Source organism: Pseudomonas mosselii (genome assembly GCF_003205295.1).
Taxonomy (GTDB): Bacteria; Pseudomonadota; Gammaproteobacteria; order Pseudomonadales; family Pseudomonadaceae; genus Aquipseudomonas; species Aquipseudomonas mosselii_B.
This window is the reverse complement of sequence record NZ_QJRP01000037.1, coordinates 1-19,629: the sequence shown is the minus strand read 5'-3', so window position 1 is coordinate 19,629 and position 19,629 is coordinate 1. Positions and strand designations below refer to the sequence as shown.

General features: G+C 66.1%; 22 protein-coding genes and 1 pseudogene. 12 read left to right on the top strand and 11 right to left on the bottom strand.

Features of this window, described 5'->3' with window-relative positions; genetic code table 11:
• Positions 1-69: 69 nt before the first annotated feature.
• Genes hpaE through DMX06_RS22665 form a run of 3 tightly spaced genes read right to left on the bottom strand, consistent with a single transcriptional unit; the run spans position 70 to position 2,977 of the window.
• Complete coding sequence (hpaE, locus tag DMX06_RS22675) at positions 70-1,530, bottom strand: 5-carboxymethyl-2-hydroxymuconate semialdehyde dehydrogenase (protein ID WP_110739443.1); 1,461 nt, start codon at positions 1,528-1,530, stop codon at positions 70-72.
• Positions 1,527-2,306, bottom strand: coding sequence for a fumarylacetoacetate hydrolase family protein (locus DMX06_RS22670; protein ID WP_110739442.1), 780 nt, complete (start codon positions 2,304-2,306; stop codon positions 1,527-1,529). The genes hpaE and DMX06_RS22670 overlap by 4 nt, the downstream gene beginning before the upstream one ends.
• Positions 2,303-2,977 (bottom strand): fumarylacetoacetate hydrolase family protein, encoded by a 675-nt coding sequence (locus DMX06_RS22665; protein ID WP_110739441.1) that lies wholly within the window; start codon positions 2,975-2,977, stop codon positions 2,303-2,305. Before DMX06_RS22665 ends, DMX06_RS22670 begins: the two co-directional genes overlap by 4 nt.
• A 162-nt stretch (positions 2,978-3,139) precedes the next feature.
• On the opposite strand from DMX06_RS22665, the gene hpaA reads away from it, so the two are divergent.
• On the top strand, positions 3,140-4,042 hold the full coding sequence (gene hpaA, locus DMX06_RS22660; RefSeq protein WP_028688922.1) for a 4-hydroxyphenylacetate catabolism regulatory protein HpaA: 903 nt from the start codon (positions 3,140-3,142) through the stop codon (positions 4,040-4,042).
• Between the two features lie 170 nt (positions 4,043-4,212).
• Complete coding sequence (gene hpaR, locus DMX06_RS22655; RefSeq protein WP_110739440.1) at positions 4,213-4,635, top strand: homoprotocatechuate degradation operon regulator HpaR; 423 nt, start codon at positions 4,213-4,215, stop codon at positions 4,633-4,635.
• 176 nt (positions 4,636-4,811) lie between these two features.
• Here hpaR and DMX06_RS22650 read toward each other — a convergent pair whose 3' ends face one another.
• Together DMX06_RS22650 and DMX06_RS22645 are read right to left on the bottom strand one after the other, a co-directional pair.
• On the bottom strand, positions 4,812-5,408 hold the full coding sequence (locus DMX06_RS22650; protein ID WP_181427881.1) for a TetR/AcrR family transcriptional regulator: 597 nt from the start codon (positions 5,406-5,408) through the stop codon (positions 4,812-4,814).
• Between the two features lie 5 nt (positions 5,409-5,413).
• The gene (locus DMX06_RS22645) at positions 5,414-6,625 is read right to left on the bottom strand and encodes a multidrug effflux MFS transporter (RefSeq protein ID WP_110739438.1); all 1,212 of its coding nucleotides are present in this window, start codon (positions 6,623-6,625) and stop codon (positions 5,414-5,416) included.
• Positions 6,626-6,865: 240 nt separating this feature from the next.
• On the opposite strand from DMX06_RS22645, the gene DMX06_RS22640 reads away from it, so the two are divergent.
• From DMX06_RS22640 to ku, 8 genes and pseudogenes are all read left to right on the top strand, one after another.
• Positions 6,866-7,057: a general stress protein gene (locus DMX06_RS22640; RefSeq protein WP_110739437.1), complete on the top strand. Its 192-nt coding sequence runs from the start codon at positions 6,866-6,868 to the stop codon at positions 7,055-7,057.
• A 61-nt stretch (positions 7,058-7,118) separates the two neighbouring features.
• Positions 7,119-7,298, top strand: coding sequence for a hypothetical protein (locus DMX06_RS22635; RefSeq protein ID WP_110739436.1), 180 nt, complete (start codon positions 7,119-7,121; stop codon positions 7,296-7,298).
• A gap of 13 nt (positions 7,299-7,311) precedes the next feature.
• Positions 7,312-8,640 (top strand): annotated as a pseudogene (locus DMX06_RS22630) (iron-containing redox enzyme family protein).
• A complete protein-coding gene (locus DMX06_RS22625) occupies positions 8,640-9,593 on the top strand; it encodes a methyltransferase (protein ID WP_110739435.1) in 954 nt (317 codons plus the stop codon). The pseudogene DMX06_RS22630 and the gene DMX06_RS22625 overlap by 1 nt, the downstream one beginning before the upstream one ends.
• A 7-nt stretch (positions 9,594-9,600) precedes the next feature.
• Positions 9,601-10,725: a carboxylate-amine ligase gene (locus DMX06_RS22620; RefSeq protein ID WP_110739434.1), complete on the top strand. Its 1,125-nt coding sequence runs from the start codon at positions 9,601-9,603 to the stop codon at positions 10,723-10,725.
• Positions 10,726-10,811: 86 nt separating this feature from the next.
• A complete protein-coding gene (locus DMX06_RS22615; protein WP_110739433.1) occupies positions 10,812-11,717 on the top strand; it encodes an SDR family oxidoreductase in 906 nt (301 codons plus the stop codon).
• An 81-nt stretch (positions 11,718-11,798) separates the two neighbouring features.
• Positions 11,799-11,936, top strand: a complete 138-nt coding sequence (locus DMX06_RS26395; RefSeq protein ID WP_181427880.1) for a PSPA7_2676 family Cys-rich small protein — start codon at positions 11,799-11,801, stop codon at positions 11,934-11,936.
• 9 nt (positions 11,937-11,945) lie between these two features.
• Entirely contained in the window at positions 11,946-12,782 is an 837-nt protein-coding gene (gene ku / locus DMX06_RS22610) for a non-homologous end joining protein Ku (protein ID WP_110739432.1), read from the top strand.
• Between the two features lie 17 nt (positions 12,783-12,799).
• On the opposite strand, the gene DMX06_RS22605 is transcribed toward ku, so the two are convergent.
• The 5 genes from DMX06_RS22605 to ligD are packed head-to-tail and all read right to left on the bottom strand — an operon-like array spanning position 12,800 to position 18,305.
• On the bottom strand, positions 12,800-13,462 hold the full coding sequence (locus tag DMX06_RS22605; protein ID WP_110739431.1) for a glycosyltransferase: 663 nt from the start codon (positions 13,460-13,462) through the stop codon (positions 12,800-12,802).
• Positions 13,459-14,058 carry a class I SAM-dependent methyltransferase gene (locus DMX06_RS22600; RefSeq protein ID WP_110739430.1) on the bottom strand — a complete coding sequence of 200 codons (600 nt, stop codon included), beginning with the start codon at positions 14,056-14,058 and terminating at the stop codon, positions 13,459-13,461. The genes DMX06_RS22605 and DMX06_RS22600 overlap by 4 nt, the downstream gene beginning before the upstream one ends.
• Before the next feature lie 10 nt (positions 14,059-14,068).
• A complete protein-coding gene (locus DMX06_RS22595) occupies positions 14,069-14,824 on the bottom strand; it encodes a PIG-L deacetylase family protein (protein WP_110739429.1) in 756 nt (251 codons plus the stop codon).
• Positions 14,821-15,843 (bottom strand): acyl-CoA dehydrogenase family protein, encoded by a 1,023-nt coding sequence (locus DMX06_RS22590; RefSeq protein WP_110739428.1) that lies wholly within the window; start codon positions 15,841-15,843, stop codon positions 14,821-14,823. Before DMX06_RS22590 ends, DMX06_RS22595 begins: the two co-directional genes overlap by 4 nt.
• Positions 15,843-18,305 (bottom strand): DNA ligase D, encoded by a 2,463-nt coding sequence (gene ligD / locus DMX06_RS22585; protein WP_110739427.1) that lies wholly within the window; start codon positions 18,303-18,305, stop codon positions 15,843-15,845. The genes DMX06_RS22590 and ligD overlap by 1 nt, the downstream gene beginning before the upstream one ends.
• 155 nt (positions 18,306-18,460) lie before the next feature.
• Here ligD and DMX06_RS22580 point away from each other — a divergent pair, with 155 nt between their 5' ends.
• Together DMX06_RS22580 and DMX06_RS22575 are read left to right on the top strand one after the other, a co-directional pair.
• Complete coding sequence (locus DMX06_RS22580) at positions 18,461-18,922, top strand: phosphotransferase system, HPr-related protein (protein WP_110739426.1); 462 nt, start codon at positions 18,461-18,463, stop codon at positions 18,920-18,922.
• The gene (locus DMX06_RS22575) at positions 18,922-19,152 is read left to right on the top strand and encodes a metallothionein (protein WP_082337739.1); all 231 of its coding nucleotides are present in this window, start codon (positions 18,922-18,924) and stop codon (positions 19,150-19,152) included. The genes DMX06_RS22580 and DMX06_RS22575 overlap by 1 nt, the downstream gene beginning before the upstream one ends.
• A gap of 382 nt (positions 19,153-19,534) precedes the next feature.
• Here the strand turns inward: DMX06_RS22575 and DMX06_RS22565 are convergent.
• Positions 19,535-19,629, bottom strand: a 95-nt coding sequence (locus DMX06_RS22565; protein WP_146229522.1) for an IS3 family transposase, incomplete at its 5' end; no start/stop codon positions are given.

Genomic DNA, 19,629 nt, shown 5'->3' with positions numbered 1-19,629 from the left:
TTGTGGCCGCATCGCGGGGCAAGCCCGCTCCCACGACTCACGTGGGAGCGGGCTTGCCCCGCGATGGCGTCAGACGCCCCAGCGCGGAATGTGATGGCTACCCATGGATATACACACGTTCTTGATCTCGGCGAAGACCTCGAAGCTGTATTGCCCGCCTTCGCGCCCGGTGCCCGAGCCTTTCACCCCGCCGAACGGCTGGCGCAGGTCGCGCACGTTCTGGCTGTTGATGAACACCATGCCCGCCTCGATGCCACGGGCCAGGCGGTGGGCCTTGCCGATGTCCTGGGTCCAGATGTACGAGGCCAGGCCGTATTCGGTGTCGTTGGCCAGCTGCAGCGCTTCGGCCTCGTCCTTGAACGGGATCAGGCAGACCACCGGGCCGAAGATCTCTTCCTGGGCGATGCGCATCCTGTTGTTCACGTCGGCGAACACCGTCGGCTGGATGAACTGCCCCTTGGCCAGGTGCGCCGGCAGTCCGGCCGGACGCTCCAGGCCACCGGCCACCAGGCGTGCGCCTTCCTCGAGGCCGATGCGGATGTAGCCGGTGACCTTGTCGTAGTGCTGCTGGGTGATCATTGAGCCGACCTGGGTCTTCGGATCGGTCGGGTCACCGACGACCAGGCGTTTGGCGCGGGCGGCGAACTCGGCGACGAACTGCGGGTACACGCTCTCCTGGATGAAGATTCGACTGCCGGCGGTGCAGCGCTCGCCGTTGAGCGAGAAGATGGTGAACAGCGCGGCGTCCAGCGCACGCTCGAGGTCGGCGTCTTCGAAAATCAGCACCGGCGACTTGCCGCCCAGCTCCATGGAGTATTTCTTCAGGCCCGCCGTCTGCATGATTTTCCGGCCGGTGGCGGTGCCGCCGGTGAAGGAGATGGCGCGCACGTCCGGGTGGCGTACCAGGGCATCGCCGGCGGTGGCGCCGTAGCCCTGGATCACGTTGAGCACGCCATCGGGGATGCCGGCCTCGACCGCCAGGCGTCCCAGCTCATTGGCGGTCAGCGGCGACAGCTCGCTCATCTTCAGTACTGCGGTGTTGCCCAGGGCCAGGCATGGCGCGGTCTTCCAGGTGGCAGTCATGAACGGCACGTTCCAGGGCGACACCAGGCCGCACACGCCCACCGGCTGGTACAGGGTGTAGTTGAGCATCTGGTCGTCCACCGGGTAGGTGTGGCCGTCCATGCGCGTGCACACCTCGGCGAAGAAGTCGAAGTTGTGCGAGGCCCGCGGGATCAGCACATTGCGCGTCTGGTGGATCGGCAGGCCGGTATCCAGGGTCTCCAGTTCGGCCAGCTGCGGCACGTTCTGCTCGATCAGCTCGCCCAGGCGGCGCATCAGTCGGGCGCGCTCCCTGGCCGGGGTGTTGGCCCACTTGGGGAAGGCTTGCTTGGCCGCGGCCACGGCCTGGGCGACTTCCTCGGCGCCGCCGCTGGCGACTTCACCGATGGCTTCGCCGGTGGCCGGGTTGTAGTTGACGAAGGTGTCGCGGCTCTCGACTTCGCGGCCGTTGATCCAGTGCTTGATCATGCTGTTGCCTCGTGTGCTTTGCGGGCGAAGAACTCGGCTTCGCTGACGATTCGGTTGACCAGGCGGCCGACGCCTTGCACTTCCACCACCACCTCGTCGCCCGGCACCACGTCGGCCAGGCCTTCCGGTGTACCGGTGGCGATCATGTCGCCGGGCTGCAGGGTCATGAAGCTTGAGAAGTATTCGATCAGGTAGGGGATGTCGAAAATCATGTCTGCGGTGGTGCCTTGTTGTTTCAGCTCACCGTTGATCCAGGTGCGCAGCGTCAGGTTCGACGGATCCGGCACGTCGGCGACGTCGACGATCCACGGGCCCACCGGGGTGGTGGCGTCGCGGTTCTTCACCCGCAGGTTGGGACGGTAGTAGTTCTCCAGGTAGTCGCGGATGGCGTAGTCGTTGCACACCGTATAGCCGGCCAGGTACTCGAGGGCGTCCTCGCGCCGGACGTTGCGCGCCGGCTTGCCGATCACCGCCACCAGCTCACACTCGTAGTGCATGTACTTGACGTTGTCCGGGCGCCAGGTGACCTGCTCGTGCCCGGTGTAGGTGCCCGGCGACTTGATGAACGCCAGCGGCTCGGTGGGTGGGGTGAAGGCCAGCTCGGCGGCGTGGTCGGCGTAGTTCAGGCCCAGGGCGAACATGTTGCCGGTGGCCGGCGGCAGCCAGGTGACGTGGTCGGCATGGACCAGGCGGCCGTCGGCCAGGCGCAGGTGCTGGTCGTCCTCGACGGTGACCTGATGGACCTGGCCGTCGAACTGGATACGGGCGTGTTTCATGGGGCGAGTCCTTGTTCGGCGACGATGGAATTGGTCAGTTGGCCAAGGCCGTCGATCTCGACAGTCACCTGGTCGCCGGGCAGCACATCGACGCGGCCTTCGGGGGTACCGGTGATCAGCACGTCGCCGGTATGCAGGGTCATGAACTCGCTGATCTCGGCGATCAACCGGGCCACGCCGCGCACGCAGTTGTGGGTGTTGTTCTGCTGGCGCAGCTCGCCGTTGACCCACAGGCGGATGCCCAGCGCGTCGGGGTTGCCGACTTGCGCGACCGGCACCAGCTGCGGGCCGATGGCGCAGAAGCCGTCGCGGCACTTGGCCTTGACCGCCGGGCGGTAGTAGCTGTCCTCGGGCAGGCTGAACTCGTTGACGATGGTGTAGCCGGCCACATGCGCGAGGGCGTCGTCGACGCTGACGCGGCTGGCGTCCTTGCCGATCACTACGCCCAGCGCGGGGCCGGGTTGCAGGCGCTCGACTGCCGATGGGTAGGTGACCGGTTGGGCGTGCCCGTTGCGGGTGTTCGGGGTCTTGATGAACAGCACCGGTTTGACCGGCGGCTGCTGGTACGGCGCTTCATGGAAGGATGCCAGATGCTGCAGCAGCAGGCCCTGGTAGTTCAGGGCGACGCCGAACAAGCTGCCGTTGGCGACCTCGTGCAAGGCACGGCTCATGCTTTTCTCCTGCGGTGATTGAGGCGACCAGGGGCGCCTCGTGGTGTTTTTGTTAATGTGTTAACGTTATATTTAATATGTTAACGATCGTCAAGGCGTTCACCGCTGGCCGGTGGTGCTACGATGGTTTCCCCGGCGCGTTTCACCGCTGCGAGAACAACAATGAAAGAGCGACAGCCGATCCCCAACATCAACATCGGTCAGGTGTACGACCAGCGCTACAGCGACAGCGAGGTGCACTACGACCGCCTGGGCAACCTGGCCGGTTTCTTCGGCCGCAACATGCCGGTGCACCGCCACGACCGGTTCTTCCAGGTGCACTACGTGAAGACCGGCAGTGTGCGGGTGTACCTGGACGAGCAGCGCTACCACGAGTCCGGGCCGATGTTCTTCCTCACCCCACCGACCATTCCCCATGCCTTCGTCACCGAGGCCGACGCCGACGGCCATGTGCTGACCGTGCGCCAGCAACTGGTCTGGCAACTGCTGCAGGCAGAGCCCGGGCTCGCGTTGGGGCCGCGGTTGCAACCGGCTTGCGTCGCCCTGGGTCACTTGCAAGGCGCGGCGGCCGGGGAAGTGCGGCGCCTGGAGCAGCTGTTCGACCTGCTTGGCGACGAAATTGGCCATGGCCAGGCCGGGCAGGGCACCGCCGTGCAGGACCTGGCGCGCCTGGTGATGATCAGCCTGCTGCGCCTGGGCGCCAATTCGCTGGAGGCAACGCCCGCGCGGCACGAGGACCTGCAGTTGTTCCACCGCTTCAATGAGCTGATCGAGCGCCACTACCTCGACCACTGGACGCTGCCGGCCTACGCCGCGGCGCTGGGCGTCACCGAGGCGCGGCTGAACGATGTGTGCCGGCGCATGGCCGACCTGCCATCCAAGCGGCTGGTGTTCGAGCGGCTGATGCAGGAGGCGCGCCGCTTGCTGCTGTACACCGGTGGTTCGGCCAACGAGATCTGCTATCGGCTGGGATTCAAGGATCCGGCGTACTTCAGCCGCTTCTTCCAGCGCCATGCGCAGATGACGCCGGGGGAGTACCGTCAGCGCCAGGCAGGGTTGCGTTGACATGGGGCGATCGGCTCCGGGGGCAGGCTTGCGCCGATCGTGCAACGAGGTGGGCGTCTGGAGAATGGCCGTTTGCCAGGAGCGCTGGTACTTTTCACAGGGGCTGGACAGCACCGGTGAAAATGGTTTTCACTTTATTAATATCTTAATAAAACCAGTCGTTTATCCTGATGACCAATCCTAGACCTTCCCTGACGTTGACCCTGTTGCAGGCCCGCGAAGCGACCATGGCGTTCTTCCGCCCGGCCCTCAATGCCCATGACCTGACCGAGCAGCAGTGGCGGGTGATCCGCATCCTGCGCCAGCAGGGCGAACTGGAAAGCCACCAGTTGGCGGACCAGGCCTGTATCCTCAAACCGAGCATGAGCGGCGTGCTCAAGCGCCTGGAGCGCGACGGCCTGGTGGGCAGGCGCAAGTCGCCGGAGGACCAGCGGCGGATCTTCATCAGCTTGACCGTGCGCGGGCAGCAGGCGTTCCTGGCCATGAGCGAGGAGATGGAGCGCAATTACCAGGAGATCCAGCGCCAGTTCGGCGAGGACAAGCTGGAGCAGTTGATGGGGCTACTGAATGAGCTGAAGAAAGTCAGGCCCTGATACCGTGCGCAATCCCTGTTGGAGATCGCCCAGCCTTTTGGGGCTGCGCTGTCGCGAAAGGGCTGCGTAGCAGCCCCATCGATTGATGCGTCAACGCTGAAATCTTGGGGCCGCTACGCGCCCCTTTCGCGACACAAGGCCGCTCCCACAGGGGCGTGCGTTAATGCTTGCGGCCTTTACTGACCGGCCAACTGTAACGAATCATCGAGAATCTTCAGCAACGAAGCCGCCCGCCGCGCATACACCGCCGGGTTCGCATACAGCAGCTCCACATGCAGGCTGTCGATGATCCCCAGGTACGCGTCGCCATACAGCTCCAGCTTGTTGCCATCGCTGCGGGCCCAGGCATGGCGCTCGCGCAGGGCCTGGCAGAAGCCCAGGCGGATCTGCTCCAGGTAGGCTTCGAAGCCGCTGGTGACGACCGAGCGGATCGGCGCCGGCGGCAGGAACGCCGTGCGCAGCACGAAGCGCAGGTTGGCCGAGGCCGCATAGCGCTCTGCCAGGTGCAGCGGGTGCCAGTGCCCCGGCGCCTCGCGGCCTGCCGCCTCGTGGCCGAAACCGGCCTCGACGTAGGCGGTTTCGTCCGCCAGCGCTCGCTCGAAGGCGCGCACGAACAGCGCGTCCTTGTTGGCGAAGTGGGCGTACAGCGATGCCTTGCGCATGCCCGCCAGGACGGCGATCTCGTTCAGCGATGAGCCGTCGTAGCCATGTTCGGCGAAATGCTCGACGGCATGGTCGCAGATGCGTGCTGCGGAAGGGGTCAGGGCTTTCAAGGCGGTCACTCCGGGTTCACGCTAGGGTAGGGCGAGGCGCTGATTGTCTTTGTCACGGCGGCGCGGGTCAAACCGACGATGACCAGCGCTGCGGCCGCCAGCAACCAGGCCCAGGCCAGCGGCCCCACTGTTGCCAGGTGCCCGGCCAACGGTGTGGCACTGGACGAGATCACCAGTTGCAGAGCGCCGAGCAGGGCTGCGGTGGAGCCGACGTCACGTTGTTGCGACGACATCGCCAGGGCCATCAAGGTGGCCTCGCAAATGCCTAAGCCGAACAGCGCCAGTACCACGCCCGCCAACAGCAGCGCCAGGCCCGCGCCAGTCAGCCCGGCAAGTACCGTCAGCAGCGCACCGCCGCCCATGCACAGCGCGCCCCACCAGGCCACGCGGGCCACGCCGTGGCGTGTCACCCAGTAGCCGGACAGCGCCGCGCCGAGCAGGATGGCCACGCCGCAGGCCCCGAACAGCAGGCCAAAGTGGGCGCTGGAAAGGCCGAAATGCTGCTGGTACACGTAGGCGGAACCGGCGATGTAAGCAAACAGGAAGAAGAACACCGCCGACAACGCCAGGGCCGGGCGCAGGAAGGCGCCGTCGGCGGCGATGCGTGCATAGGTGCGCCATGCGCTGGTCGGCGCCAGGCGTACCCGCTGCCCCATCGGCAAGGTTTCGCCGAGCGTCAGCATCGAGTTGACCAGGGTCAGCAGCCCCAACCCGGCCAGCACCAGCATGATCGCCCGCCAGCCATAGGCCGCGTCGATCACCCCGCCCAGCGCCGGGGCGAGGATCGGCGCCAGGCCTTCGATGGTCATCAGCAGGGCGAAGATCTGCGCCGCCCGCGCGCCGTCGGCGCTGTCGCGGACCATGCTCATGATCACCACCAGCGTCAGCGCGCTGGCCAGGCCCTGGACCAGGCGTGCCAGCAGCAACGTGTCCAGCGAAGGGGCGGCGGCGGCGCCGAGGGAAGCAAGGCTGAACACCACCAGGCCTGCGAGCAGCGGACGACGACGCCCCAATGCGTCCACCACGGGGCCGAACAACAGTTGGCCAGCGCCCATCGCCAGCAGGAAGACGGTCAGGGTCAGCTGCACCTGGGTATAGCCGGTGGCGAAGTCACGGGCCATTTCCGGCAGGCTGGCCAGGTACATGTCGATGGCCGAAGGGCCGAGGGCGCCGATCAGGGCGAGGGAGGCGGCGAAGCGCAGGTTGGAAGCAGGCATGACTGGAAAATCCGTTGGCAAAATAAACCTACCGACCGGTAGGTTGTGCAAATTATGCCAGAGTGCGTGAAGGGGTCAACCATGCCTGCATCCCCTTGCGTCCCAGATACAGGGCATCGGCATGTTTAGCGCCACCGGTCCGATCACCCCGGAATAATCCGAATCCCTCCTTATCGCCGTACTCCCAACCATGTACGGCATGCAGCCGTGCATCCCACAGCCACATGAGGTTTTGCAACCATGGCCAACAAAGACAGCAACATGACCGGTCGCCAGGACAGCAACAAGACCGGCAGCCAGGGTGGATCGAAGAACCCGGGCAACTTCGCCAATGACCGCGAGAAGGCATCCGAAGCCGGCCGCAAGGGCGGTCAGAGCAGTGGTGGCGATCAGCGTCAAAGCGAGTCCGGCCGCAAGGGCGGACGCTCGTAAGTGAGGGCACGCGGTGCCGGGTTCGCCTGACACCGCGCCTGGCCCACCCAGGAGGCATCCCATGCGCTTTGCACCTTTGATCTGCTTGATCGGCAGCCTGTGCCTGCTGGGCGGTTGTTTCGACCGCGACAACGACCACCCGGCCAAGGACGCCGATCCGAGCAAGCCCTCGCTGCAGATGCAGCAGCCCGAGACATCCACGACCAACCCATCCCCTCAGAGCAGACCGCAGAATCAATGAGCGAGGTACCGGCATGGTGGCGATGACAGCGGGTGGTACGGCGACCGACAAGGCGACCGATGGACTGGAACATCGTTACCGGGTCCTGCTTGAGGGCCGTGACCCCACGGCGACCGAGGCCTGGCTGCAGGCGCAACTGGGCCACGTGCGCACGCTTGCGGACGATCTGCCGGATGATCCCGGGCGGTTGCCGGAATGGGCCGCAACCCATGCGCAACTGGTCGCCAGGGAACACGTGGCCTATCTTGCACAACGGCGTCAGGGGGCCCCGCGCCGCTATTTCGACAATCGGGCGCATGCCTTGTGGTTCCTGCAGCAGGTGGCGCCAACCAAGGCGGTCGACGGCGCATGGCTGCACGGCACCCTGTGGCATTGGCGCGACCCGCGTTTTCACGGGCTGATCCGCACATTTCTCGAAGAACTGGGTGATGGCGACCCGCGTTGCAACCATGTGTTGATCTATCAGCGGTTGCTCAGTCGTCTCGGCTGCCTGCACGGCGCACCGCTACCTTGCGCGCGATACCTGCAAGGCGCGCTGCAACTGGCCTTGGGACAGCACTGCGAGCGTTTCCTGCCGGAAGTGATCGGTTACAACCTGGGTTACGAGCAGCCCCCCCTGCACCTGCTGATCACCACCCATGAGCTGGCCGAGCTGGGCATCGATGCCCATTACTTCCAGTTGCATGTGACCATCGACAACGCCGCCAGCGGTCATGCGCGGCGCTCCCTGGAAAGCTTCACCGACCTGGCCCGGGACCAGGGGCCGGCGTTCTATGAACGCGTCAGGCACGGCTACCGACTCAATGACCTGGGCGTCGACACGCCGTCGTTGATCGCTTCGTTCGACCTGCAGGCCGAGTTGCTCGGCATGCTGGAACGCAAGCGTCACTATGGGCTGTGCATGCATTCGGACCGTTGTCGCCTGCAGGGACGCACCATCAACCAGTGGCTCGCCGAGCCCGGTGCGATGCCCGGGTTCCTGGATGCACTGCAAGACTAGGGGTGGATCACGCGCGACAGCGATCCCCGGCAGAGTCGATTCTGGTCGCTGATCGATGGCCCGGTGGCGGCGATGTTTGGTGTGTTCGATGCCTATGAAAAGCAGCTCTGGCACGACTGGATCGCCGGCACCTGGCAGGGTGCCGGTGTGCGTCGAGTGGCGCCGGGGCAGTGGGAGTGCGCCTTGCAACTGGAGGATGAGGCACCCTGCGAAGCCCAGGCTGCGGACATGGCTGCGTTGATCGAAGCGATGGCCGGCAATCGCCATTCGACGCCCCAGGGCCTGCGCGCCACCCGCGCGTTCATCCAGGCCACCGGTTTGATGCATGGAGGGCCGAACTGATGCTGCTCGACCAGGACCAGATCCATGCCGACGAGGCTTTGCTGCAGCTGGGGCGACGCCTGCGTGCCGACGGCTACCGCTTCACCTGCGTAACCCCGGCGACCCAGAAAAGGGTCAATGCCCGCGCCGAAGCGCGCCAGGCTCGCACCCTGCGCGATGTGTTTGGCTGGAGCCGACCGTTCGCCGCGTCGCTGCTCAGCGCCGATGAACTGGAACACCTGCGTATCGCCGGCGTGCTCGAACCACAGGGGGCGCTGTGGCGCTGCAGGGTGCGCTGGTCAAGCCTGGACGACCTGCTGCTGGTGCACTCCGCCTGGCCGACCGACAGCCGCGATGCGGTGTTCTTCGGCCCGGACAGCTATCGGTTCGCCCAGGTGATCCAGGATCACCTGCGGCACAGTCCCCAGCGCGTGCAGCATGCCGTCGACATCGGCTGCGGCAGTGGCGTCGGCGCGTTGCTGATCGCCCAAGCCGCCCAGCATGCGCAGGTCAGCGCGGTGGACATCAACCCCATGGCCTTGCGCCATACCTCCGTCAATGCGGCACTGGCCGGCGTGGCCAATGTATCGGTGCAGCCCAGTGACCTGCTCAACGGTATCGTCGGCACGTTCGACCTGATCGTCGCCAACCCGCCCTACATGCTCGACGCCGCCCAGCGCGCCTACCGCCACGGCGGTGGCGCGCTGGGCGCCGAACTGTCCCTGCGCATCGTCGAGCAAGCCCGTGAGCGGCTGTCGGTCGGCGGCACGTTGCTGCTGTATACCGGAGTCGCAATCGTCGAGGGGCGCGACGCGCTGCTTGAAGCCGTTCGCCTGCGCCTGGCCGGGCCTGCATTCGGCTGGTCGTACCGGGAGCTGGACCCGGACGTGTTCGGCGAGCAGTTGCTCGAGCCAGGCTACGAGCAGGTCGAGCGCATTGCCGCCGTGGCCCTGACCGTCACCCGCCTGGGCTGATGGCGCCATGGCGCAGCCTTGCACGTTCGGCATCGAGGAAGAATACCTGCTGGTGGACCTGGCCACGGGGCGGGTCATGGCCGCGCCGTCCCCGGCCGTGGCGCGCTGTTGCCGCGATGCGCTGGGACCCTGGTTCGCCGAGGAAATGTTCCGCAGCCAGGTGGAGATAGCCTCACCGGTGTTCGACACGCTGCACCAGGCCCGTTGTTTCTTCATCGAGCAGCGCCAGCGCCTGAGCCAGGCACTGGCGGGCGAGGGGGCCGGCCTCTACGGCGCGGGGAGTCACCCGAGTGCCCAATGGCTGCGCCAGCGTCCGCGGGATACCCCGCACTACCGTCAGCTGTTCGACGACTACCGGTTGGTGGCCCGGCGCAGCCTGTTGAACGGCCTGCACGTGCATGTCGGCGTGCCGGCGGGCGTCGATCGGATGCAGGTGATCAACCGGGTGTTGTACTGGCTCCCCCTCATGCTGGCGCTCAGCACCTCGTCTGCGTACTGGGGCGGCCAGGACACGGGTTACATGAGCTATCGACGCGTGGTATGCGGGGAGTGGCCACACATGGGGCTGCCCGAACCGCTGCCGGACTGGGGTGCCTACGAGCGCTACCGGGCGCTGCTGCAACGCACCGGCAGCCTGGCCGAGGACGGCGACTTCTGGTGGGCAATCAGACCCTCGCGGCGGTTTCCGACAGTCGAACTGCGTATCTGCGATGGTTGTCCCCGGTTGGAAGATGCCTTGGCCATCGCCGGGTTGTTTCGCCATCTTGTCGAGCATGCACTGGGGCGCAACGACGTCGTCACCAGCCGCGAGATGCGCTGGCTCACCCACGAAAACTATTGGCGTGCCCTGCGTCAGGGGCGCCTGGGCACCTTCATTGGCGTGCACGAGCAACAGCCGGTGAGCGCCGAGGCGTGGTTGGCTCAGCTGCAGGTGCAGTGTCCGGCCGACAGCGCTGATGCCGAACGGGCCTTTATCCAAGCCCGGCGCATCTTGCGCGACGGCACCGGTGCCGATAACCAGCGCGAAACCTATGCGCTGGCCCGTGAACAAGGCCTGAGTGACCGACAGGCGATGCGCAACGTGGTGAAACAGGTGATGGACCACCAACTGTCGGTGCTCGGGACTCATTGAGTAAACCTTCCGCTGGTCGCCTGCCTCGAAAGCTGTGTGCCCCGCAATTCGGCAGCACGAAGCCAAACCAGAAGGAGCCCTACCCCATGCCCAGCAAGCCCCAGGACCAATTCACCCTGCAAAATCCCCTGACCCAGTACCCCCATCCGCCTTTCCCGGCCCAGGGCCAACCCGCTCCTGGCCTGGATGCCCTCATGCAACCCAAGCCTGACCATGGCGAAACCACCTATATAGGCTTCGGCCGCCTGGCCGGTCGTCGCGCCCTGATCACCGGTGCAGATTCGGGTATCGGGCGCGCCGTGGCCATCGCCTTCGCCCGCGAGGGCGCCGACATCGCCCTCAACTACTTGCCCTCGGAGGAGCGTGACGCCCGTGAAGTGGTCCAGCTGATCGAGACCGAAGGCCGCAAGGCCGTGGCGCTTCCCGGCGACCTCAAGGACCCGCGTTTCTGCAGCCATTTGGTGGACCAGGCCCACGAACAGCTCGGCGGTCTGGATATCCTGGTCAATGTCGCTGGCAAGCAGGTGGCGCGCAAGGACATTGGCCAGATCACCCACGAACAGTTCGATCACACCCTCAAGACCAACGTCTACGCGTTGTTCTGGTTGTGCCAGGCTGCCGTGCCGCCGATGCCGGCCGGGGCGACCATCATCAACACCGCCTCGATCCAGTCCTACCAGCCATCGGCGACGCTGCTCGACTACGCCACCACCAAGGCGGCCATCGTTGCCTTCACCAAGGCGCTGGCCAAGCAGGTGATCGAACGCGGCATCCGCGTCAACGCGGTGGCCCCGGGCCCTATCTGGACCGTGCTGCAGCCCAGTGGCGGTCAGCCGCCAGAGAAGATCCCCGATTTCGGCGGGCACACGCCGATGAAGCGCCCAGGCCAGCCCGCCGAGTGCGCGCCGTTGTACGTGCTGCTGGCCAGTCAGGAATCGAGCTACATCACCGGGGAGGTGTTCGGCGTCACCGGGGGTAATCCACTGCCATAGGGCAAAGTCGAATAAACCTTCGCCGCGCCACGCAGTCAGTCCTTGTAAGAGCCCCGTTCAGGTGGGCCCGGGAGGTGGCTGATGAAACTCGTCTGCTTGCTGCGTGGCTGCCAGTGGCGCAGCCTGCAGGTCCCTGAAGTCGCCGGGCTCCAATGCCATTGCTGCGAACGCTGCGGCGCGCTGCGCTACAGCCAGCCCGGCCAACCGTTCGACGCGTAGGAGCCGACCATGGCCCGGGCAATCTGGAAAGGTGCGATCAGCTTCGGCCTCGTGCACATCCCCGTCTCCCTCAACACCGCCGTGCGCACCGAGCGTGTGGATTTTGACTGGCTCGACAAACGCAGCATGGAGCCGGTGGGCTACAAGCGGGTGAACAAGGTGACCGGCAAGGAGATCGACAAGGAGTACATCGTCAAGGGTGTGGAGTACGAGAAGGGCCGCTACGTGGTGATCAGCGAGGAGGAGATTCGCAAGGCCCGGCCCGAGGCGACCCAGACCATCGAGATATTTTCCTTCGTCGATGCCGGGGAGATTCCGCTGCAACAGTTCGACACCCCGTACTACCTGAGCCCCGACCGCCGTGGCGGCAAGGTCTATGCCTTGCTGCGCGAGACCCTGGAAAGCACCGGCAAGGTCGCCCTGGCCACCGTGGTGCTGCACACCCGCCAGCACCTGGCGCTGTTGCGACCGCTCGAGGACGCGCTGGTGATGATCACCCTGCGCTGGCCCGAGGAAGTGCGCGGCCTGGAGTCGCTGGAGCTGGACAAGAGTGTGACCGACAGCAAGCTGGACAAGCGCGAGCTGGAGATGGCCAGGAAACTGGTGCAGGACATGAGTGGGCCGTGGACGCCAGAGGAGTACCACGATGCATTCCGCCAGACCATCATGGACCTGGTCGAGGAGAAGGCCAGCAAAGGCAAGATCGAGACCGTGGACAAAGGCGATGGCACGACGGCGGAAAAGGGGGCGGACATCATCGACCTCACCGAACTGCTCAAGCGCAGCCTCGGGGGCAAGACCAAGGCGAAGAAGCCGGCGGTCAAGCGACCGCGCAAAGCGTCATAATCCTGTTGCGAAAGACGCTACGGCAGTTGCCCCTCCAGCCCCGTCAGGTAATCCCCGAAGCCCTGGCGAGCGCGGCTGTCCCGCCGGCTGCTGGTGGCCACGCTGTGCGCTGCGGTCCAGACGATCTGCGCGCCGCTGGCCTCGAGGGCCAGCACCAGCTGCACATCTTCATGGGCCGGCAGAGGCTGGAATCCACCGACCCGCTCATAGGCTTTCGCGCACACGCCAAGGTTCGCGCCATGGATATGCCGGTGCCCCTCCCGGGCCTGGTAACGGCTGCGGTACAACTGGCGCAGGGCGGCGTTCTGCCAGGGTTGCCAGCGCTCGATATGCACCGTGCCGCACACCGCGTCGGCGTGCCATTGCAGTTGCGACACCAGCCAGTGCACGGGCACGCGGCTGTCGGCATCGGTGAAGGCCAGCCATTGCGCACCGCGTTCGATCATCCAGGCCGCGCCAGCCCGGCGGGCGATGCCGACGTTGCCTGCCGCCAGCTCCAAGGCATGCACGCCGTGGCGTCTGGCGACAAGCGCACTGGCGTCGGCGCAGCGGTCGAGCACCACCAGCACCTCGACCCTCAACCCTGCCAGCTCGGCCCGCTCAGCGGCGACCTTCACCGCCTTCAGGCAGCGCCCCAGGCGCCGGGCCTCGTTGTGGGCCGGAATGATCACGGCGATCATGGACAGGTCTCGTCCAGGTCGACCACGCCGGGCTGGCACGACCAGTATTCGAGCAGGAAGTCCGCCTCTTCGTGGCGCGATAGCGGATACAGCGGCAGGTGCCTGGAAAGCCTGTCATGCACCTGGCGGCCATCCTGCGGGCAGCCGGCGATGGGATGACGCCAGTGGCAGGCGAGCAGGCCACCGTCCCAGGTCAGGCTGGCCACCGCCTGTTCGATCACCTGCAGCCAGTCGGTGGGGTCGAGGTAATAGCCGATCTCGCTGAGCACGATCAGGTCGAACTGCCCGCCGGGCCAGTCCCCGGGCAAGTGGGCCTGCTCGACACTGGCGTGGCTCACCCCGGCCAGGCGCTGGCGGGCAAGGCCCACTGCGGTGGCGTCGATGTCCTGGCACAACAGGCTGGCGCAGCGTTCGGCGAGCAGCGCGCTGAGTTCGCCGTTGGCACAGGCCGGCTCGAACACCCGGGCGTAGTACTGGCGCGGCAGGCTGGCCAGCACCAGCTCGCGTTTGCGCCGTTCGTACCAGCGGGTGCGAAACGCCCAGGGGTCGTCGTCGTTGGCATACAGTTCGGCGAAATAGCGCGCATCGAGACTCACGGCGACCCCTTCACAGAAAGACCAGTTCGAAAGGTTGCAGCAGGCATGCCTGCAAGTTTGCCGGCAATACCGGCTGACGGTCGCCATCGGCCTGCAACTGGCTGGCATGGGCGGCCAGCGCCTGGCGCTTGCGGGCCAGGCGTGCTTCGTCGAGCTGCACGCGGTGCGCCCGCGGCCATGGCAGGCGCGGGTCGTCGGGGCCGGCCCAGTGCCAGGCCCAGACCGGCACCTCGGCGAGCTGCGCACGGCGCGCCTGGGCTGCCTGCGCGCAAGCGCGGCCTGCCGCCTCGTGGTCGCAGTGGCCGTCGCCACGCCAGGTGGTCAGCAGTAGGTCGTCAGGCTTGAGCAACTGGTTGAGGTGGTTGACCAGGAAGGCTTCGTCGCGGTGCAGGGCGCCGTCCTTGAGGTTGAGGCGCCGCCAATCCAGGGTGTCGAGGTCCAGATCAAGCTGCTGCAGGGCGTGCCGGCTTTCCAGCGGGCGCTGGCGCCGCAGACGGTGCTCGGTCCAGTGTGTGGAGTGCGGGTGGCTGCCTTCGCCATCGGTGGCGGAAATCAACAGCAGGTCGCGTTCACGTCCGTGAAAACCGGCCAACAGCCCACCGGCCATGAGTATTTCGTCATCAGGGTGCGGGGCCACCAGCACCACTCGGCGCCCCGGCGGGCACAACTGGTCGGGGCTGAGCCAGGCGGCACGGGCCAGGTGCGCGCAATGCTGCCAGTCGCTCCAGGGCGTGCCGCGGCTGGCCTGGATCAGGTTGTCATTCATAGCTGCCATGCTCCTGCAGGCCTGTCGGTCAGTTGCCGGCCCAGTTCGGCGAGGTCGCGTTCGGCGTGGCTCTGGCGCAGGTACACCGGCAGGTCGGCGCTGAGCCGGGCGAAATGGCTGCTGCGACAGAAGGGCGTGGCGCCCAGCGCCCGACCGACATGCTGGATGACCTGCTCGACCGCCTGTTCGACCTGTGCGCGGGCACGCCGCACCTGGAAGCTGGCGTCGTCGTGAGGATGCCCGTCGATCCACGCGGCGCATTCGCGAAGAGCGGCACGGGCACCGTGCAAGGCGGCATCGACGGCGCCCAGGTGCGCATCGGTGTGCGGGTCGGGCCGGGGTTTGCGGCAGTGTTCACGCAGGTAGCCTGCCAGGGCCTCGGCCGCGCCGTACCAGCAGGCGGCGATGCCCGCGCCGCCGTGCCAGAAGCCCGGGCGGGACAGGTACTGGCCGGGCTCGCCGATGGCCAACCCCGGCGAGTCGTCGAACTCGATGGCGACACTGGTGGTGCTGGCCATACCAACGGCCTGCCAGTGATCAGCCAGGATGCGCTGGCTGGGATGGGGCAGTTCGATGGCCACCAGTTGCGGCTGGTCGTCTTGCCAGGCGGTCAATAGCCCACGGTCGATCTGCAACGCCCCCGAACACCAGGCCTTGCGGCCCTGCAGATGAACCCGCTCGCCGTCCCGGGCGACGATGTGGGTGCGGGCATCCGGCGGCTCCGCAGCCCATACGCCCCAGATTCCGTCGCCGGCATGATCGGCGGCGGCGCATTCGGCGAGGATCGCCAGGGCGTCGGTATGGCCTTCGTAGAGTTTGGCCAGGCTGAGATCGCAAGCGGCGACCCGCGCCAGTGCCCGCCAGCGGTCCAGGGTCCGCCCCTGGCCCGGCAAGGGAAGCCGGTCGAGGTGTTCGTCTTGCAGCGCTCGCAGCAGGTCCGGCAGCAAAGGGTCGAGTTCGAGGGGCTGCGAACGGGTGGTGAGTCGTTGCAGCAACGGGTCGAAGCGAGTCGGGTCCATCAGGCGATCCCCAGTTGCTTGCGCATGCGCGCGGTGATCGACTGGCGGGTCCTGGGCATTTCGGCCCACGGATCGTCCACTTCGCCAAGCCGGGCCTGCAGGTTGCCGATGTTCCACTGGTTGGCGCCTTTGAGTTGGGTCAGCTCCTCGCGCCAGATCGGCACCGATACCGGCAGGCCCTCGCGGGCGCGCAGCGAGTAGGCGGCCACCGTGGTGGCGCCCTTGCCGTTGCGCAGGTAGTCGATGAAGATCCGCCCGATCCGGTTCTTCGGCCCGGACACGGCGCTGAGGCGATCGGGGAACAGGCCGGCCATGTGCTCGACCAGGGCATGGCTGAAGTCCTTCACTTCGTCCCAGCCGGCGCGCCGGGTCAACGGCACGACGAGGTGCATGCCCTTGCCGCCGCTGGTCTTGAGAAACACCTTCAGGCCCAGCTCGTCGAGCAGGGTGAGGGTCAGTTGGGTGGCCTCGATCATGGCTTTCCAGGGCAGCGCGGGATCGGGGTCAAGGTCGAGGACGAAGCGGTCGGGCTTGTCGAAGTCCTTGGTGGTAGCGTTCCAGGTGTGCAGTTCGAGCGTGTTCATCTGCACCGCGCCCAGCAGGCTGTCGGCGCGGTTGACCACCATGGCCGCCTGACCGGCCTGGGCCTTGCTGTAGCTGAGCACCTTGGGGATATGCAACTGGCCGGCGTTTTTCTGGAAGAACAGTTCGCCGCCCAGGCCATTCGGTGCCCGGACCAGGGCCACGGGTCGATCCTTGAGCTGTGGCAGCAGCCAGTCGGCGACCTGGGCGTAGTACTGTGCGACCTGGCGCTTGGTGGCACCGTTGGTTGCGTCGACCACGCGGTCGGGGTGGGTCAGGCGCAGGGTGCCCAGGCCCTCGGGTTTTGCTGCGCGCTTGGCGGGCATCGCTCGCTCCAGGTCGATGGCGGTGGCGGGTTTGTCGTCGCGCAGGCCATGGAACACCGCGTGGCGCACGACGCCTTCGCGGGTCATCTGGGCGTAGGCGACCTCTGCCAGCAGTTGCGGCTTGAGCCAGTGCACGCCGCGGGCTTCGGCTCCGGTGTGGGGGCTGGCCAAGGGAGGCTTGGCGGTCTGCAGCGGTTCCAGGCGGGCGAGGATGCTGTCCAGGGTGGCGGCGCTGAAGCCGGTGCCCACCTTGCCGGCGTAGCGCAGCTGGCCACTGTCAGGGTCGTGCAGGGCCAGCAGCAGGGCGCCGAAGCCGTGGCGGCTGCCCTTGGGGTCGGTGTAGCCGACGATCACGAACTCCTGGCGCTGCTTGCACTTGAGCTTGATCCAGTCGCTGCTGCGCCGGCCGACGTAGGGGCTGTCGGCACGTTTGCCGATCAGCCCCTCGAGCTCCAGGCGGCAGGCGCTGTCGAGCAGCGAGTCGACCGGCTCCTTGAAATCGGCGGAATACCTGAGCAACGGCGAAGCGTTGTCTTCCAGCAGCTTGGCCAGGGTGGCGCGACGGGCCTGCAGCGGCAGCTCGCGCAAGTCTTCATCGCCCAGCCAGGGCAGGTCGAACAGGTAATAGGTGATGCGTTCGTCGTGCTCGGTGTCGAAGGCGTTCTGCAAGGCCTGGAAGTCGGCCACGCCGTTATCGTCGACCACCACCATCTCGCCGTCCAGCCACGCCGTGTCGAGCCCCAGTGCCTTGAGCGCCTTGACCTGACGAGGCATCTTCGCGCTCCAGTCGTGGCCATTGCGGGTAAACAGGCGTACGTCGTCACCGTCGATGCGCGCCAGGATCCGGTAGCCGTCGAACTTGACTTCGTAGCGCCAGTCGCCGCTGGGCGGTGAGTCGACCAACGTCGCCAGTTGTGGCTGGAGCAGCGCCGGCAGGGCTTTGCGGCCGGCCTTGCGCTTGCGTGTGGAAGCGGTTGCCTTGGCCGGGCGCCGTGGTGGCAGGGTGCGCTCGCTCAGCACGCTGTCCGGCAGGGCCTCGACGATGCGGTAGTCGGTTTCGCTGCGCGCCTGCCCGTCATGGGACTTGACCAGCATCCACTGCTCTTTCTTGCCGGCCAGGTGGGTGCGGAACAGGTTCCAGATTCCCGACAGCTTCTCGCCTTGCAGGCGAAAGCGTAGCTTGCCCTTGGCGTAGGCTTCATGCGGATCGCCCTCAGGCTCCCAGACCCCTCGGTCCCAGACGATCACATCACCGGCGCCGTAATGGCCTTCGGGGATGTTTCCTTCGAAATCGGCGTAATCCAGTGGGTGATCCTCCACGTGCACCGCCAGGCGCCGGACCTTGGGATCGAGCGAGGGGCCCTTGGGGATCGCCCAGCTCTTGAGGGTGCCGTCGAGTTCCAGGCGCAAGTCGTAGTGCAGGTGGCTGGCGTCGTGCTTCTGGATGCAGTACTGCAACGCGTGTGCCGAGTGGCGGCGGGCGCGTTTGCCAGCGGGTTCGGGCGTGGCGTTGAAATCGCGCTTGCGCTGGTACTCCTGCAGGGGCTTGGCCATGGCGGGCTCCGGGAGGGTTCGCGGGTCTCAAGATTGGGAGGCGGCGGCGCGGTGCGGAGTTCAAAAAAAGCGCGGGGCGATGCCTTTGAAGAAACTCTGAATCATTTCTTCGTGGGGGCAGTCGACCATGTGAAGCCCACTGACGGAGAACGTTCATGCCTGAACCCGATGACAAAAGACCGCAGGTCGAGATCGACGACACCGAGGACCGCATGGGCAGCGTCCACGAGCTGGATTTCAGCGAGCGCCGCGATGAACGCCAGGGGCGTGTCGGCGACGAGCGTCCGGCGCGCGAGATCGCCGAGGAGTACCCGCCCCGGCGCGTCGCCGAAAGCGGCATGACCGGCGGCGAGGCCCTGAGCGACAGCCTGCACGAGGACAATGTCACCCTCGACGACCTGAGCCCGGATACGCTGTTCGATGAAACCGGTGCGCGGGATGCGGATGAGCCCGGCACAGGCAACGGACCTGCCGACCAGACCCTGCGCCAGGTGGAAGCCCACGAGATCGGTGGCGGCACCGGCCTGGATGAGGCCGAACTGGCCCGCTCGGCCCCGTTGGATGGTGAGCCGTGGGCCGATGAGGTGGTGCCTGATGACGACATGAGAGAGCCGTGATGAACGAGCAACGCTGTTCCTGCAACCACTGTTCCTGCACCGTGGATGCCAATGCCGTGGTCCAGGATGGCAAGGCCTATTGCTGCGAAGCCTGCGCGACGGGGCATCGCAATGGGGAGCCTTGTCGTATGGCTGACTGTAAATGTGGTGAGATGACCCAGCCGAAGGAGAGCAATGTCGATAACGCGCTGGATGAAACATTCCCGGCGAGTGATCCTATTTCGCCATAAGATTCCTTTACTTTCAATGGCCCCCTCGTTGCAATCTCCGGCGAGGGGTAGTTTTTACATCAATGCGTGCACTGTTAAACAGTAATTCTGTTGATCTTGATCTTGCTTCTAAGTGCGCGATAGTTCAGGCGCCGCCAATTGCGACTTCAGGAGGCCGAGCGGAGTTCTTGCGGAGGGAGGTGACGGGCATGGATGCCCGTCAAGCGCAGCGCCCCAGGATGGGGCGTTCAGCGCGGCCCTCCCGGGAGCAAGAACGGAGCGAGGGGACCCCGGAGCGAAGCGTAGGGGCCGGATGAATGGAGCGAGGATTTTTTGGTGACTTTTTGATCCTTCAAAAAGTTACCCGCCGTTGAACTGACCCCCGAAAGTTGGACAGGTAGCGCTATGCGGCCAGCGCTTGGGTTCGGAATTCTACCGGACTCAAGCCATTCAGTCTGAGACTGATGCGTTCTTGGTTGTAATAGGCGATGTAATCCT

Bases quoted from the DNA above. Each gene is read 5' to 3' on its own strand.
- DMX06_RS22625 (WP_110739435.1), top strand. From the start codon at position 8,640: ATGCTGCTCGACCAGGACCAGATCCATGCCGACGAGGCTTTGCTGCAG.
- DMX06_RS22620 (WP_110739434.1), top strand. From the start codon at position 9,601: ATGGCGCAGCCTTGCACGTTCGGCATCGAGGAAGAATACCTGCTGGTG.
- DMX06_RS22635 (WP_110739436.1), top strand. From the start codon at position 7,119: ATGCGCTTTGCACCTTTGATCTGCTTGATCGGCAGCCTGTGCCTGCTG.
- DMX06_RS22575 (WP_082337739.1), top strand. From the start codon at position 18,922: ATGAACGAGCAACGCTGTTCCTGCAACCACTGTTCCTGCACCGTGGAT.
- DMX06_RS22665 (WP_110739441.1), bottom strand. From the start codon at position 2,977: ATGAGCCGTGCCTTGCACGAGGTCGCCAACGGCAGCTTGTTCGGCGTC.
- DMX06_RS22670 (WP_110739442.1), bottom strand. From the start codon at position 2,306: ATGAAACACGCCCGTATCCAGTTCGACGGCCAGGTCCATCAGGTCACC.
- hpaE (WP_110739443.1), bottom strand. From the start codon at position 1,530: ATGATCAAGCACTGGATCAACGGCCGCGAAGTCGAGAGCCGCGACACC.
- DMX06_RS22640 (WP_110739437.1), top strand. From the start codon at position 6,866: ATGGCCAACAAAGACAGCAACATGACCGGTCGCCAGGACAGCAACAAG.
- DMX06_RS22615 (WP_110739433.1), top strand. From the start codon at position 10,812: ATGCCCAGCAAGCCCCAGGACCAATTCACCCTGCAAAATCCCCTGACC.
- DMX06_RS22590 (WP_110739428.1), bottom strand. From the start codon at position 15,843: ATGGACCCGACTCGCTTCGACCCGTTGCTGCAACGACTCACCACCCGT.
- DMX06_RS26395 (WP_181427880.1), top strand. From the start codon at position 11,799: ATGAAACTCGTCTGCTTGCTGCGTGGCTGCCAGTGGCGCAGCCTGCAG.
- hpaR (WP_110739440.1), top strand. From the start codon at position 4,213: ATGACCAATCCTAGACCTTCCCTGACGTTGACCCTGTTGCAGGCCCGC.
- DMX06_RS22595 (WP_110739429.1), bottom strand. From the start codon at position 14,824: ATGAATGACAACCTGATCCAGGCCAGCCGCGGCACGCCCTGGAGCGAC.
- ligD (WP_110739427.1), bottom strand. From the start codon at position 18,305: ATGGCCAAGCCCCTGCAGGAGTACCAGCGCAAGCGCGATTTCAACGCC.
- DMX06_RS22605 (WP_110739431.1), bottom strand. From the start codon at position 13,462: ATGATCGCCGTGATCATTCCGGCCCACAACGAGGCCCGGCGCCTGGGG.
- hpaA (WP_028688922.1), top strand. From the start codon at position 3,140: ATGAAAGAGCGACAGCCGATCCCCAACATCAACATCGGTCAGGTGTAC.
- ku (WP_110739432.1), top strand. From the start codon at position 11,946: ATGGCCCGGGCAATCTGGAAAGGTGCGATCAGCTTCGGCCTCGTGCAC.
- DMX06_RS22645 (WP_110739438.1), bottom strand. From the start codon at position 6,625: ATGCCTGCTTCCAACCTGCGCTTCGCCGCCTCCCTCGCCCTGATCGGC.
- DMX06_RS22580 (WP_110739426.1), top strand. From the start codon at position 18,461: ATGCCTGAACCCGATGACAAAAGACCGCAGGTCGAGATCGACGACACC.